Annotated in this window: 12 protein-coding genes and 1 pseudogene; 8 read left to right on the top strand and 5 right to left on the bottom strand. The window is 70.2% G+C overall.

Annotation, left to right across the window (positions count from 1 at the left end):
* Together B7X32_RS11725 and B7X32_RS11720 are read right to left on the bottom strand one after the other, a co-directional pair.
* On the bottom strand, window positions 1-1,152 hold a 1,152-nt coding region (locus tag B7X32_RS11725), incomplete at its 3' end, for a M20/M25/M40 family metallo-hydrolase (RefSeq protein WP_292719714.1).
* 8 nt (window positions 1,153-1,160) lie between these two features.
* Complete coding sequence (locus tag B7X32_RS11720) at window positions 1,161-1,514, bottom strand: carboxymuconolactone decarboxylase family protein (RefSeq protein ID WP_292719712.1); 354 nt, start codon at window positions 1,512-1,514, stop codon at window positions 1,161-1,163.
* A 186-nt stretch (window positions 1,515-1,700) separates the two neighbouring features.
* Between B7X32_RS11720 and B7X32_RS11715 the strand changes: the two genes are divergently transcribed.
* Complete coding sequence (locus B7X32_RS11715; protein ID WP_292719710.1) at window positions 1,701-3,185, top strand: protein adenylyltransferase SelO family protein; 1,485 nt, start codon at window positions 1,701-1,703, stop codon at window positions 3,183-3,185.
* Between the two features lie 10 nt (window positions 3,186-3,195).
* Here the strand turns inward: B7X32_RS11715 and B7X32_RS11710 are convergent, their stop codons facing one another.
* Window positions 3,196-3,783, bottom strand: a complete 588-nt coding sequence (locus B7X32_RS11710) for a flavin reductase family protein (protein ID WP_292719708.1) — start codon at window positions 3,781-3,783, stop codon at window positions 3,196-3,198.
* Window positions 3,784-4,007: 224 nt separating this feature from the next.
* Here B7X32_RS11710 and B7X32_RS11705 point away from each other — a divergent pair, with 224 nt between their 5' ends.
* Window positions 4,008-4,934 (top strand): DUF1684 domain-containing protein, encoded by a 927-nt coding sequence (locus tag B7X32_RS11705; RefSeq protein ID WP_292719706.1) that lies wholly within the window; start codon window positions 4,008-4,010, stop codon window positions 4,932-4,934.
* A 59-nt stretch (window positions 4,935-4,993) separates the two neighbouring features.
* Here the strand turns inward: B7X32_RS11705 and B7X32_RS11700 are convergent, their stop codons facing one another.
* Window positions 4,994-6,394, bottom strand: coding sequence for an amidohydrolase family protein (locus tag B7X32_RS11700; protein WP_292719704.1), 1,401 nt, complete (start codon window positions 6,392-6,394; stop codon window positions 4,994-4,996).
* A gap of 179 nt (window positions 6,395-6,573) precedes the next feature.
* On the opposite strand from B7X32_RS11700, the gene B7X32_RS11695 reads away from it, so the two are divergent.
* Entirely contained in the window at window positions 6,574-7,146 is a 573-nt protein-coding gene (locus tag B7X32_RS11695; RefSeq protein ID WP_292719702.1) for a TetR/AcrR family transcriptional regulator, read from the top strand.
* Between the two features lie 109 nt (window positions 7,147-7,255).
* Here the strand turns inward: B7X32_RS11695 and B7X32_RS11690 are convergent, their stop codons facing one another.
* A complete protein-coding gene (locus tag B7X32_RS11690) occupies window positions 7,256-7,852 on the bottom strand; it encodes a CGNR zinc finger domain-containing protein (protein ID WP_292719700.1) in 597 nt (198 codons plus the stop codon).
* Window positions 7,853-7,966: 114 nt separating this feature from the next.
* Here B7X32_RS11690 and B7X32_RS11685 point away from each other — a divergent pair, with 114 nt between their 5' ends.
* The 5 genes and pseudogenes from B7X32_RS11685 to B7X32_RS11665 all read left to right on the top strand — a co-directional run.
* Window positions 7,967-9,097, top strand: a complete 1,131-nt coding sequence (locus tag B7X32_RS11685) for an MFS transporter (protein WP_292719698.1) — start codon at window positions 7,967-7,969, stop codon at window positions 9,095-9,097.
* 416 nt (window positions 9,098-9,513) lie between these two features.
* Entirely contained in the window at window positions 9,514-9,942 is a 429-nt protein-coding gene (locus tag B7X32_RS11680; RefSeq protein ID WP_292719696.1) for a MarR family transcriptional regulator, read from the top strand.
* Between the two features lie 107 nt (window positions 9,943-10,049).
* A complete protein-coding gene (locus B7X32_RS11675) occupies window positions 10,050-11,396 on the top strand; it encodes an HNH endonuclease signature motif containing protein (protein WP_292719694.1) in 1,347 nt (448 codons plus the stop codon).
* A 117-nt stretch (window positions 11,397-11,513) separates the two neighbouring features.
* The gene (locus B7X32_RS11670) at window positions 11,514-13,130 is read left to right on the top strand and encodes an SPFH domain-containing protein (protein WP_292719692.1); all 1,617 of its coding nucleotides are present in this window, start codon (window positions 11,514-11,516) and stop codon (window positions 13,128-13,130) included.
* Between the two features lie 72 nt (window positions 13,131-13,202).
* Window positions 13,203-13,486 (top strand): annotated as a pseudogene (locus B7X32_RS11665) (ATP-dependent helicase HrpB); the annotation flags it as partial.

Raw genomic sequence — 13,486 nt, 5'->3', positions numbered from 1 at the left:
GTTGTCGGTGCTCGCCGGCAGCAGGTACGGGACGACGAGACCGTCGGGATCCTCCGTCGCGATCGCGTCTTGGAGCACCTCCAGCAGCGGGGAGTCGATCGGCGACTCGATCGCGGGCACCGGACGCCCCCAGGAGAGGTCCACGTCCCCGCCGACGAGGTCGGCCAGCTCCTGCTGCAGAGCGGCATCCGCTCCCGGCAGCGCGCGGATGTCCAGACGCGCCGTGGCCTCGGCGGGGATCACGTTGGTCTTGCCGCCGGCGCTGAGCACCGTCGGCGAGATCGTGTTGCGCGCGGAGGCCGTCACGATCGAGGAGACGAATCCGAGCCCGGCGAGCTCCCGGTCGAGACCGTCATCCGTGAAGCGGATCCCGCGGTGCTCACCGAACACCTCCAGGAACCGTTTCAGCCCGGGGGTCGCCACGACGGGGAAGCGGTGCGCCCCCACGGCCGCAACGGCACGCGACAGACGGACCACCGCGTTGTCCGACGTCGGGCGGGATCCGTGGGCGGCGTGTCCGCGCGCCGTGAGGGTGGCCCAGGTGACGCCCTTCTCGGCCGTGGCCACCAGGTACGCCCGCCGTTCGTCGGTGAGCGGGATGGAGAACCCGCCGACCTCGCTGATCGCCTCCGTGGCGCCGGAGAAGAGCTCCGGCCGGTGGCGCACGATCCACCGTGCTCCCCACACGCCGCCTGCCTCCTCGTCCGCGAAGAACGCGAAGATGAGATCGCGCCGGGGCACGACGCCCGCTCTGCGGTACGACCGGGCGAGGGCGAGGATCGTCCCGGCGTAGTTCTTCATGTCCACGGCCCCGCGACCGTAGAGGATGCCGTCGTGGATCTCCGCGCCGAACGGCGGATGGGTCCAGTCCGCCTCCACCACCGGCACCACATCGAGGTGCGCGTGCACCACCAGCGCCCCGGCGTCCGGATCCGCTCCGGCCAGCCGCGCGACGACGCTCGCACGGCCGGGACGCGGCTCGACGAGGTCGACCCGATAGCCGACCTCCTCGAGCTTCTGCTTCACGAAGAGCGCCGCCCGGGCCTCGCCGTCGCCGATGGTGGCTTCGTCGCCGGTGTTGACGCTGTCGATGCGGATGAGGTCGCGGATGAGGTCGAGGGCCTCAGCCTCGACCGGGGTCGGGATCGTCACCGCCGGCCTCAGTGCTCGTGCTCGACGCGCGCGTCGCCGGCGAGCTTGAAGGCGAGTCTGCCGTGCGCGTACCCGCCTCCTGCGCGGATGGCGGTCGCGACCCAGGCTGTTTCGGCGAGCTCCGCCTCCGTGGCGCCCGCGCGCACCGCGTTCTGCGCGTGCCCGTCGATGCAGTACGCGCACTGCGTCGTGATCCCCACCGCCAGAGCGATCAGCTCGCGGAACTTCAGCGGGATGACGCGCCCCTCCGCGGCGAAGACCGCCTGGTCGAAGGCGGCGAACGCGGCGAGGATGTCGGGCGTCTCGCGCTTGTAGACGCGGGTGAAGGTCTTGTCTGCGGTGCGATCGAAGTAGTCCGACACGTGCTCTCCTCGGAGTCCAGGCCGCGCGAGGGCACGGCGCGCCTCACGCTAATCGGGGTGCGCGAGGCGTCCGACGCACGCCGTCATCGGGCGTCTCACGGCGTCTTCGACGACGGAATGTTCCGCCGCATGTCGCCGGGTTTCGCTCCCGCGCGGCCTCCTGCGGCCCGGGCGGAGACTCGTCGCATGACGCATCCGATCGCCTCCGACGCCGCGCGTCGCCCGGTCCTCGAGCGGACGTGGGCGGAGCTCCTGCCGGAGCTCTCCCGCCGCGCCTCGCCGGCCCGCACGCCGGATCCGCGGCTGATCGTGCTGAACGAGCGGATCGCCGAAGACCTCGACCTGGATCCCGGCTGGCTGCGGTCGGACGAGGGCGTGCGCTTCCTCACCGGGGAGAATGCGGCCGCAGGAGCGGCCCCCGTCGCCCAGGTCTACGCGGGTCACCAATGGGGCGAGTTCCGGCCGATCCTCGGCGACGGCCGGGCCGCCCTCCTCGGGGAGCGACGCGACCGGCACGGCCGGCTGCGGGACGTGCACCTCAAGGGCATCGGCCCGACCTCGATGTCCCGCGTCGACGGCTTCGCCACGATCGGGCCGATGCTCCGCGAGTACCTCATGGGCGAGGCGATGCACGCGCTCGCCGTCCCCACGACGCGGGCGCTCGCGGTCGTGAGCACCGGAGCCCCTCGGGAACGGGACGGCCAGACGCTGCCCGGTGCGGTGCTCGCCCGCACCGCCCTGAGCCATGTGCGTTTCGGTTCGTTCGAGTACGCCCGCACGCAAGCCGATCCGGGCCTGCTCCGGCGCCTCGCGGAGCATGTCATCGTGCGGCTCCACCCGCAGGCCTCACGCGCGGAGCACCCCTATCGCGCCCTGCTCGCGGAGATCGTGGAGGCGACGGCTGCGCTGACCGCGGACTGGATGCGCACGGGGCTCGTCCATGGAGTGCTCAGCACCGACAACGTCCTCGTCTCCGCCGAGACCATCGACTACGGGCCCTGCGCCTTCCTGGACGCGTACGAGCCCGGCGCCTCCTTCAGCTCGATCGACGAGTTCGGCCGTTACGCCTATGACAGGCAGCCGACCATCATGCGGTGGAATCTGGAACGCCTGGCCGAGGCGATCGCACCGCTGCTGGACGGCGATCCTGCGGCCGCCTCGCGGACCGCCGCGGAGATCACCGCTTCCTTCGACCGCCGGTACGAGGCTCATCGCTCCCGTGCGTTCCGTCGGAAGCTCGGTCTCGGTCAGGGCGTCGACGAGGCCGAGGTCGACGCCCTGACCGATGCGGCACTCGCGATCCTCGCCGCGCGCGCGGTCGATTTCACCGGATTCTGGCGGGATCTCGCCGCGGCCGCGGACGGCGATCAGCGGCCGCTCCGCAGCCGCTTCCTCGGTCCCGTCCCGGAGCTCGACGGGTGGCTGCACCGCTGGCTCGCCCTCGGCCCCGATCCCGACCTGCTCCGCAGGACCAACCCCGTCTACATCCCGCGCAACCACCTCGTCGACGAGGCGCTCGCCGCGGCCGTCGACGGCGACGTCGCGCCGTTCACGCACCTGCTCGGCCTGCTCCGCGCCCCGTTCACCGAGCGCGCCGGACATCAGAACCGTCGCTTCGCCCGGCCCGCGCCCGCCGGATCCCCCGGACACCTCACCTACTGCGGAACCTGAACGGCCGTCGTCACTCGATCCGCGACGGCTCCCCCAGCGCATGCCAGGTGCGGCCGACGTAGACCAAGGGCGTCGCTTCGGCCGCGGTCTCCGCCGGCTCGGGGAGTTCGGCGTGGAGCGCCTGCACGATCACCACGGTGGACGTGCCGGCCCGCAGGCGGTTCAGGACGCGCCCGCGGATCCAGGTGCGCGCCGCGGGGAAGTAGGGCTCCCCCGTGTCGAGGCGGCTCCAGCTGGCGCGATCGGCGAAGCGGTCGATGCCGCTTGTGGCGCCCAGCTTCGCCAGGCCGAGCTGCGCGGAGGACAGCAGATGGACGATCACGGTGTCCGCGCCGTTGATCGTGGTCGATGCCGATGACTGATCGGAGATCGAGAACACCAGGAGAGGAGGCTCGGCGCTGACCGAGGACACGCTGGTGGCGGTCAGCGCGACCGGCCCTGCGCCGGCATCCGCCGTGACCAGGGCGACGCCCGCGGGGTGCTCCCGGAACGCCCGCTTGAACTCCTCCGCGGAGAGGGCCTCCCCTCGGTCGAGGACGCCGCTCTCCTGCCGGCGGCCTTCCGCGCTCTTCGGCCGTTCGATCTGCTGAGTCGCCATGTCGGATCCCTGCTTCTGCTCGAGACGATGTGACGGTGCGCGGCGCATGCCGGCTCCGTGGCGCCCAGCCTGCCTCCGTCCGATGGTCGCGACGCCTCTGTGTCGCCAGGTGCAGAACTGTTGCGCGCGATGACGTCGGGTGACGACATCCGGCGCCGAGGGCGCGACCGCGATCTAGCGTCACGGTGAGGAGAGCACAGCAGACGATCGCGGGAGGGGTCACGGTGACCGGTGAATGGTATTCGGAGCTCACGGACGACACGTTCTCAGGGCTCGCCTCCGCGTCGATGTCTCCCGAGCCGCCGCTCGACGAGCTCGCCTCGGAGAGCCTCGCCTCCTATCTCTTCGCCCAGGAATGGCAGCTGTGGCACGAGGATCTCGATGAGCGCCGGCGCGATCCGCACGGACCGCTCGCCTACACGGGACTGCACTGGCTCGGTGCGCGCCCGCAGCGCGTGCCGAGGGTGCCCGGGTCGTTCCGCGCGATCCGCGGATCCGCGATCGTCTCCCTCGATCCCGAGGAGCATGCCCGTTACGCGGGCGTCGACCTCGCCGGAGAGACCCGCATCGACCCGGGCGGAGACGGCATCCTCGACTTCGCCGGGGGCGAGGCCGAATTCGCCGGCCTGGGCGGCCACGTAGTGCTGCGGACCCGGTTGCGGCCGAGCCCGTTCCTGGAGGGGTTCCGGGGCACGCCGACGTTCCCCCCGAAGGAGGGGTGGGTCGTTCCGGCGGTGTTCCACGCGGATCCGCGCGTGATCGAGGTCGAGGCCGCCGTGGGCGACTTCCTTCATCGCCTGACCTCCCCCGGCACCCTGCGCTTCACCGTCGACGGGCGCGCGTACGAGCTCGCCGTCTTCGAGAGCGTGTCCGGCACCGGCTGGCGCCTTCCGTTCACGGACGCCACCTCAGGTCGCGAGACGACCGTCTGGGGCCGGGACGTCGTCATCGGTCCCGTCGCGGACGGCGAGACCGCGATGATCGACTTCACGCGATCCAGCAATCTCCCCTGCGCCTACAGCGACATGACGACGTGCGCGCTGGCGCCGCGGGAGAGCCGCATTCGGACGCGGATCGCCGCGGGCGAGAAGACCCCCCGCCTGCGCCTCATCGCGGGTGCCGACGGGCCCGTCGTCGTGCCTCAGTCGTAGAGCGACGGAGAGCTGTCCCGGCCCCGCCTCGCGCCCTCTCCGCTCCTCCGGCGAATCCGCTACGCGTCGGAGCGAGACGCACCGGGGAGGAGAGGCGCGCCGCGTCGCCACACCTGCCGCACGTTGAGCGTGTCGGAGATCCGCTGCGTCGGGTCGCCGTCGACCAGGAGAAGATCCGCGCGCAGTCCCTCCCGGATCAGGCCCCGGTCGGTCAGGGCGAACCGGCGTGCCGGGACGGACGTGGCCGCGCGGAGCGCTTCGAGAGGGGTCAGCCCCGCGGTGACCAGGAGCTGGAGCTCGTGGTGCACGCTGGCGCCGTGCGCCATTCCGCCGAGCGTCGGGAGGGGGAAGGACACGTCCGTTCCGACCAGGAGGTCGACGCCGGCGTCATGGAGCGCCTTGACCGACGCGAGGACGTCGTCGAGGCTGCCCTGCGGGTACCGGTCGTAGCTACTCCGGAGCGTCGCCATCCAGGCGTCGTCCAGTCGGGCGGCGACGCGCGGGTCGGCGGCGAGGGCCGTCGCGGGGATGCCCATCATCGACGCGTTCAGCACCACGCACGGCACGACGAAGGCGCCGGACGCCGCGACGGCGTCGACGATGCCGGCCGTGTGCGGCTGGTCCATGAAGAGGTGGACGAGGCCGTCGATCCCGGCGGCGACCGCCGATGCGGTCGCATCCACAGTGAGGGTGTGCGCGACGGTCAGCAGGCCGAGGCGGTGGGCCTCGGCGACGCCCGCGGAGATCGTCGCGTCGTCCAGCACGGGGAGACCCGGCGCGCCCTCGACGGTGCCGTCGTCGATCATGAACTTGATGTAGTCGGATCCTGATTCCGCGAGCCGCGGGATGAAGGCGACTGCCTCGGCGGGAGTGGTCGAGAACGGCATCACCACATCGGCCCAGAACGCGGCGTCCTCGGCCGCATCCCCGTCCTCCCAGGGCGCCTCATCGTGGTCATCGTCGCCGCCGCCCATCAGCTCGCTGGGGTGACCGCCGGGAGGCGTGATCCCGAAACCCGCGGAGCGGACGTCGGCCATGCGGTCGTTCTCCGTGACGTGGCCCCGTCTGTCGCGGGTGAACATGCCCTGCATCTCGAGCTCCGTCGTCACGCCGAAGGCGAGCGCCAGCTCGAGGCCCTCGACGGAGGTGTGGACATGCGCGTCGATGAGCCCCGGCAGCAGCGTCGCCCCGGCGGCATCGACGACGGCGGCTCCCGCCGGGATCGGTCCGCCGACGCGAAGGATGTGGCTTCCGTCGAGCACCACGGTGGTGTCGTCGAGCACCCGCTCCCCGTCGAAGACTCGCGCGTTGACGATCGCTGTCTCGTTCATGATCTCCTGGCCTGCTTCCTTGGTCTTCTTGGTCTTCGTCGGCTTCTTGGTCTTCTTGGTCTTCTTGGTCGCGACGTCGGCTGAGCCCGCCCGCCCCGCCCCGCCTCCGAGTCGTCCCCACGAGCGCACGCCATGGGGTGCGCTGACAGGGACGACTCGGAGATAGGGGGGCGCGAAACGGAGTCGTCCCCACGGGCGGACGCCAGAGCGTCCCCTCACAGGGACGACGGTAGCACAAAACTGTAGTGACTACGTATTCAGAGTCGCTACATACATGGGATGGATCCGCGAAGTCGTATACTCGTCGCATGGCGTCAGGAACCGGACTCCGCGAACGCAAGCGGGCACTCACGCGCCGGGCTCTGAATCAAGAGGCCGTGCGACTCTTCCTGGAGCGCGGATTCGACAACGTCACGGTCGCGGAGATCGCCGATGGTGCGAACGTCGCTCTGACGACGCTCTTCACCTATTACCCCGAGGGCAAGGTCGCCCTGGTCTTCGAGCAGGACGAGGATCGCGCCGAGGCGCTGACCCGCGCCATCCGCGACCGCGACGCCGGGGTCGACGTGCTGAGCGCGGTCGAGGCGTTCATGGCGGACCGGCTGCCGTTCGGGACCGACGATCCGGACGCCGTGCGGCTCCTCCACCTCATCTTCTCGACGCCGCAGCTGCGGGCGTACGTCCGCACGAAATGGACGGACTGCGAGGACGTCCTGACCGATCTACTGGCCGAGGAGAGGCCGCAAGACAACGGCATAACCCTCCGGGCGCTCGCGCGCTTCATCCTGGAGAGCCCCGACATCGCCGCGCGGGCAGAGGCCCCGGCCGACGCGCTCAGGACGATCGTCGCCGGCCTCCGGCGCGGATGGGGACGGGAGTAGCGCACCGACGCGAGGTTGCCGAGAATGCGTCTCTCATGCGATACGCGCAGCCAGAGCTCGGCGCACACCGGGGTCGACTTCGCGGGGGCACCCCTCGTCCGCCCGTGGGCTAACCCCGGCTCGCATTCCTTTCCCGTCGGTGATTCGCGTTCTTCACCCTGTTCTGACACGGGGTGCTGCAGAACCTGCGTGTGCCGTTCTTGGAGTGATCCACGTAAACGCGGTCGCACCGCGGTGCGGCGCAGATCCCCAACCTGCCCGCCTGAGTGCTGCCGATGGCCATTGCCATCGCCGCGGCGCAGCCTGCGACCCACCCCATGGCCAGGTCGCGCCCCGCACCCAGATCGTCTGGGGTCGCGTGAAAATGCAGGTGCCATTCGCCGCCGTCGAAACGGTCCAACTGCGGCTTGGGCCGACACCACGTGAGGAGTCCGTTGACCCTTGTTCCGGCCTCATCAAAGTCTTCTCCGTCGACTGCCGCAAAGACCTGACGAGCATCCGCGGCGAAGCGCTCCAGCGTCTGCGCATCTCGCGTCGTGACCTCAGGCTCTCGCCCGTCACGAATAAGCACGACGCCGAGCGCGCGTCGTCGATCAGCACCTTCAGGCGGCGACCAGGTGCGTCCGGCCACCTCTTCGCTGGTCAGCAGATTGACCAGTTCGGTCGACACATGCAGCAGATCCGCAACGTGACTGTCAAAACGCATTTGACCAGTCTAATACAGCGGGATACGGTAACCGATGTGACTGTCAAACGGACTTTAGCCAGGTGGCGCCCAGCGCGAGGCGAACCACTTCCTCGTGCAGTGCGAGTCCTGCTCATGGCGCGTTTCGTGCGGACGCTGGGGGCGTTCTCGATGCCCTTCCTTGCGGCGTTGCTCGTCCACGACCACGGCGCGCCGATCTACCTGGCTGGAGCGGTGGTCGGAGCATTCGGACTGGCGACGATCCCCTCCCGCCTCCTCGGCGGCCTTCTCACCACTCGGGTCGGCACGAAGCCCGCAGTGCTGATCGGAGTCGCCGGGACTGCCGCCGCGCAGCTCCTTATCGCCCTCGCACCCGATCTGATGGTCGCTCTCGTCGGCGCCGTTCTACTCGGGTTGTGTTTTGAGATCTACGAACCGGCGAGCCAAGGACGCATCGCGGACGTCACTCCGCCCGAGTCGCAGCCTCGCGCATACGGACTGCTGGGTGCCGCCCTTGCCGCCGCGGGCCTCTGCGCGGGCCTCGTCGCGGCGGCCGTAGGTCGCGCCGGTCTCCCCTGGTTGTTCGCCGCCGACGCAGTGGCCGCGATCATCTGCTTCGCGGTCATTGCGGCGTGGCTCCCCGCAACTCCGCGACCTGCCCAGATCCACGCCGGCGCGACAATTGCATCACCGTGGAAGGACCGTCGCCTCCTGTTGTTGATGGCCACCGGAACGACGTTCGCAACCGTCTACATGCTCGTTCCGATGGCAATGCCCCTCGCTCTTACCGCTGCCGGACGCCCCGCCTCGGACGCGGGGCTGCTCCAGGCGCTCAGTGCCCTGCTCATCGTCTGTGGACAACCGGCGCTCCGCCGCACCACCAGCATCGGGGCGCGGCTCGCGACCGGTTACGCGCTCCTCGCCCTGGGCCTGACGATCGCCGGCCTTCAGATGACGATGACGGGATACGTCATCGCAACCATCGTCATGGCAATCGGCGACGCACTGCTCCTGGGATACTCCTACGCCGTCGTCGCCTCCATCGCTCCGGAAGGCGGCAAGGCGCCGTACTTCGCGGCGTACGGGGTCACGTGGGGCATCGCCCTGACCGTCGGCCCACCCGCGATGGGGCAGCTTCTAGGGAACGGCTACGCCACATTCTGGTTCGTATGCGCCATGCTCATGCTCGGCACCGGGATCGGCCAGTTGGCCATCAACCGGAGCCTGCGCCAGAAGAGTCTTGGCCACGTCTCCGAGATCCATTGAGCACTTCTCTCGAGGACACTTCTCTTCGCCGACGAGAAGGGTGGGCAGAGCTGGTGAAGCTCAATCACCTCACTTCGAGGGGAACACCCTCGCCATACCCGACGAGTCCTCCGCCGCGATCGCGGCGATCCTCGAGCAGTACCTCGTCGACCGGAAGCCCAGCAACTCGTGAACCACTGCCACAGGTCCGATGAGGCGCGACGCGACCTTATGAATCCGCCCAGACCGTGACCTGATCGTTGCATTCGTTACCCCGCCGTTATACAGTGATGGCACGGTGAAAGTTTTGCTGTGGCTCTCACCGCATGTGATTGCAGGACACTCTTGGTGCAAGGGACAAAGGCCGGTCGGGAGCCTCTCCGACCGGCCTTTACTGCGCGCAGCCTCATGTCCGCCCGGGCGGATATTCTGATGCGATGAGTGATCGGAAGCTGGCCTTGGCGGCCTGGGAGACCCTCTTCCGCGCCCAGCACGAGATCTTCACCGAGATGTCGACCGACTTCGACGGCGCCGATCTCTCGGCTGCGGAGTACGACGTGCTGCTCACCGTCACCCGCTGCGCGTCGCACACCGCCCGCCTGCGCGAGGTCACGGCGAACATGCTGATCAGCCAGCCCAGCGTCTCGCGCCTGGTCGACCGCATGGTCGCGCGCGGGCTGCTCGAGAAGTGCCCGGATCCTGAGGATGGACGCGGATCCCTCGTGCACGCGACCGAGGCGGGAACACGCGCGTTCCGTCAGCTCGCCACCGCGCACGGCCGCTCGATCGCCGAGCGGATGTCGGCGCTGGATGACGAGGAGCTGCGCACTCTGACCGCTCTGACGGAGAAGCTCCGCGCGCGCTGATCCGCCGGAATGCGGCCCCGCCCTCCACGGGCAGCGCCCTCAGAAAGTTCTCCACAGATTTCGTAGATAGCTTCGAATGTCGCTGATCGTTCGCGTAAAATCAAGGCATGACCGGACATCTCGACCCACTGCACGAGGCGCTGACGCGTCTCGATGAGGTGTGGAACGGCGCGCGCGAGGCAGGTTACCTCTCCCGCACGCAGCTCATGGCGGTGACGGAGGCGCTCGGTCTGCTGCACCGACGGTCCGGGGCGATGCTCGCCGAGGTCGCCGCCTGCGTGGCGCACGAGTCCCGCACCGAGTTGGGCGCGGACTCGCTGGCGAAGGAGCAGGGATTCCGCAATGCCGCGCAACTGATCGCCACCACGACCGGCGCGACCACGGGCGACGCCTCGCGGCTGGTCAAGGTCGGCGAGGCCACGGCGCCTCGCACGAACCTGGTCGGCGACCGCGTGCCCGCGAAGTACCCGGCCGCGCAGCAGGCGCTCGCCTCGGGGGCGCTGAGCGCGCAGGCGTTCGCCGTGATCCTCGCCCTGCTCGAGCGGGTGCGCTGCAAGATCGGCGCCGCGCGGACCGCGGAGGCAGAGCGACTGCTCGTGGACAAGGCCGCCGGCCTGTCCCACGACGACGTGCGGCGGCTGGTCACCCGGGCGGAGGCATGGCTGGATCCGGACGGGGTCGCCCCGAGGGAGCAGGAGCAGCGCGACCGCCAGTCGCTGTCGATCTACGAGCGCGACGGGCGGATCCACCTCGACGGCGACTTCGACGCCGCTCACGGCGCGCCCATCGTCGCCGCGGTGAACGGGTACGTGTCGGCGCTGTTCGCCGCGCAGAAGAACCAGCTCGCTCCGGAGGCCCCCGATGCAGACCATCGTTCGGTCGCGGCGCTGCGCGCCGAGGCGCTCAGCGCGATCTGCGCGCACGCCCTCGGCTGCGAGAACGAGGCGCCCGCGCTGGCCGGCGCAACCGTGGTCGTGCGCGTCGATCTGAAGGACCTCACCGACGGCACCGGATTTGCAACGATCGACGGATCCGACCTCCCCCTCAGCATCGCCGCCACTCGGCAGCTCGCGGCGAGCGGCGGTGTCATCCCATGCGTCCTCGGCACCGACCGAGAGATCCTCGACTACGGCCGACGGCTGCGGTTCTTCACCGCGGCGCAGCGTCTGGCCCTCGCCGAGCGCGACGGCGGGTGCGCGATGTGCGGCCTGCCGCCGTCGATGACCCGGGCGCATCACATCCGCTGGTGGAAACGCGATGCGGGGCCGACGGACCTCGAGAACGGCATACTGCTCTGCGAGAGCTGTCACCATCGCATCCACGACAACGACTGGGGGATCCGGATCGAGGGCAAGGGGCGACACAGCAGGGTGTGGTTCATCCCGCCCCCGCACGTCGATCCTGCGCGAACGCCTCGTCTCGGCGGGAGAGCGCGGTTCGATCTCGCGGCCTGAGGGCAGCCTGGTCAGTCCACAGAAACCTATCCACATCCCTCACGGCTGGTTCATAGGTTCTGGCATAGTCGTTCGTGACGCCCTCATCGGGCGCGACCGGAGAACACAGGAGTGCATATGGACCCCGCCGCCCTCATCGGGTTGCTCATCATCATCGGGGCCGCGATCGTCGGCGTCGTCATCATCCTGCTGGTCGTGCTGCTGCTCGCGCGCAGCTGGATCAAGGTCGCCCGCGCCGACGAGGCGCTCGTGATCTCCGGCCGCAAGCAGAAGGTGCAGCGCGCGACCCTCCTGCCGGACGGCTCCACGAGCTCCGAGATGTCCGAGTCCCCCGTGACCGTCATCGTGAACGGCAAGTCGCTCGTCAACCCGATCACGCAGCGCCACGAGATCATCTCGCTGCGCTCGCGCCAGGTGCTCCTGAACGCCGAGGCGCAGTCGCTCGACAGCGTCACGCTGAACGTCGACGGCGTCGCGATCGTGAAGATCGGATCCGACCCCCTCTTCGTGCGCCGCGCCGCCGAGCGCTTCGCCTCGCAGGACAAGGCGATCGAGCAGTTCACCACCGAGCAGCTCGAGGGCGCCCTCCGCGGCATCGTCGCGACCCTCTCGGTCGTCGAGCTCATGCGGGAGCGCAAGAAGTTCTCCGATCAGATCGCCGCCGACGTCTCGCAGGAGCTCGCCGAGCAGGGCCTGATCCTCGACTCATTCCAGATCAAGGGCATCACCGACAAGGTCGGCTACATCCAGTCGCTGGGCGCGCCGGAGATCCAGGCGAAGCGCCAGGCCGCGGAGATCGCACAGACGAACGCCGACCGCGCGATCAATCAGAAGCTCATCTCCAACCAGGAGGCGAACCTCGTCGAGCAGACCGCTCTCGACACCAACACCGCCAATGCCGCCGCCGGGGTCGGCCGGGCGCGGGCCGAGGCGGAGCAGGCGGAGCAGCTCGCCCGCGCGCAGGCCGAGCAGGCGGTCCTCCAGCAGCAGGCCGAGAACAAGCAGGCCCAGCTCGACGCCGACGTCAAGCGCGTCGCCGACGCCCAGCGCTACGAGGCGGAGACCCGCGCCCAGGCCGAGCTCTACACGCGCGAGCGCGCCGCCGAGGCCGCCGCGATCGAGCAGGTCAAGCAGGCCGAGGCGTCCACCCGCATCGCCGAGCAGCAGGCGCAGTCCGACAAGGCCCGCGCCGACGGCGAGGCGGCCGCCGCGATCGCCAAGGCCACCGGTGAGGCCACCTCGCTGCGCGCGCAGGCCGATGCGCAGGCGGAGGCCCGCCGCGTGCGCGCCACGGCCGAGGCCGACGCGATCCGCGCCGAGGGCGAGGCGAAGGCCGCCGCCGTCGAGGCCGAGGCGAAGGCCATCGCGTCCAACCAGGAGGCGTTCCTCTCGCAGCGCGTGCTCGAGGTGCTGCCGTCGATCATGGCCGAGTTCGCCAAGGGCTACTCCGCGATCGGGAGCGTGTCGATCATCGGCGGATCCGGCGAGGACGGCGCCTCGAGCGTCGTCGGCGGCGACAGCGCCAAGGCTCTGCGCAGCGTCTTCGACAGCGTGCACGCCGCGACCGGGCTCGACCTCGCGGGCATCCTCCAGGGTCAGGCGATCGGCCGTGGCCTCGGCGCGGGCCTCGCCCAGTCCGAGGCGCACCACTCGGCCGTGCACGCAGGCGGCGCCGCGGTGCGGGCGACCGCGCCCGCCACCCGCGCCGCGAAGGAAGACGAGTCCGCCGAGTAGCCCCGCTCGACGAACGGCGCTCTGATCCCTCGGGATCAGAGCGCCGTTCGCGTTTCGCGGCAGACTGGACGGATGACCTCCGCGCCCTTCGACCTACGTGCGATCGGTGCATCGCTGTCCTTCGCCGCGGCCCTGGACGAGGTCACGGCGGCGCTCGATGCTGGGACCGCGGCCGTCATCAGCGCCCCGCCCGGCACCGGAAAGACCACTCTGGTCCCTCCCCTGCTCGCCTCCCGCAGCCCGGGTCGCGTGATCGTCACCCAGCCGCGCCGCGTCGCCGCCCGCGCGGCCGCACGCCGGCTCGCGCAGCTCGACGGATCACCGCTCGGAACCAGGGTCGGCTTCACCGTCCGCGG

It is taken from the genome of Microbacterium sp. 13-71-7, from assembly GCF_002257455.1.
In the GTDB taxonomy this organism is placed as follows: Bacteria; Actinomycetota; Actinomycetes; order Actinomycetales; family Microbacteriaceae; genus Microbacterium.
The sequence above is the reverse complement of the archived record's forward strand: the minus strand, read 5'-3'. Positions and strand labels throughout refer to the sequence as shown.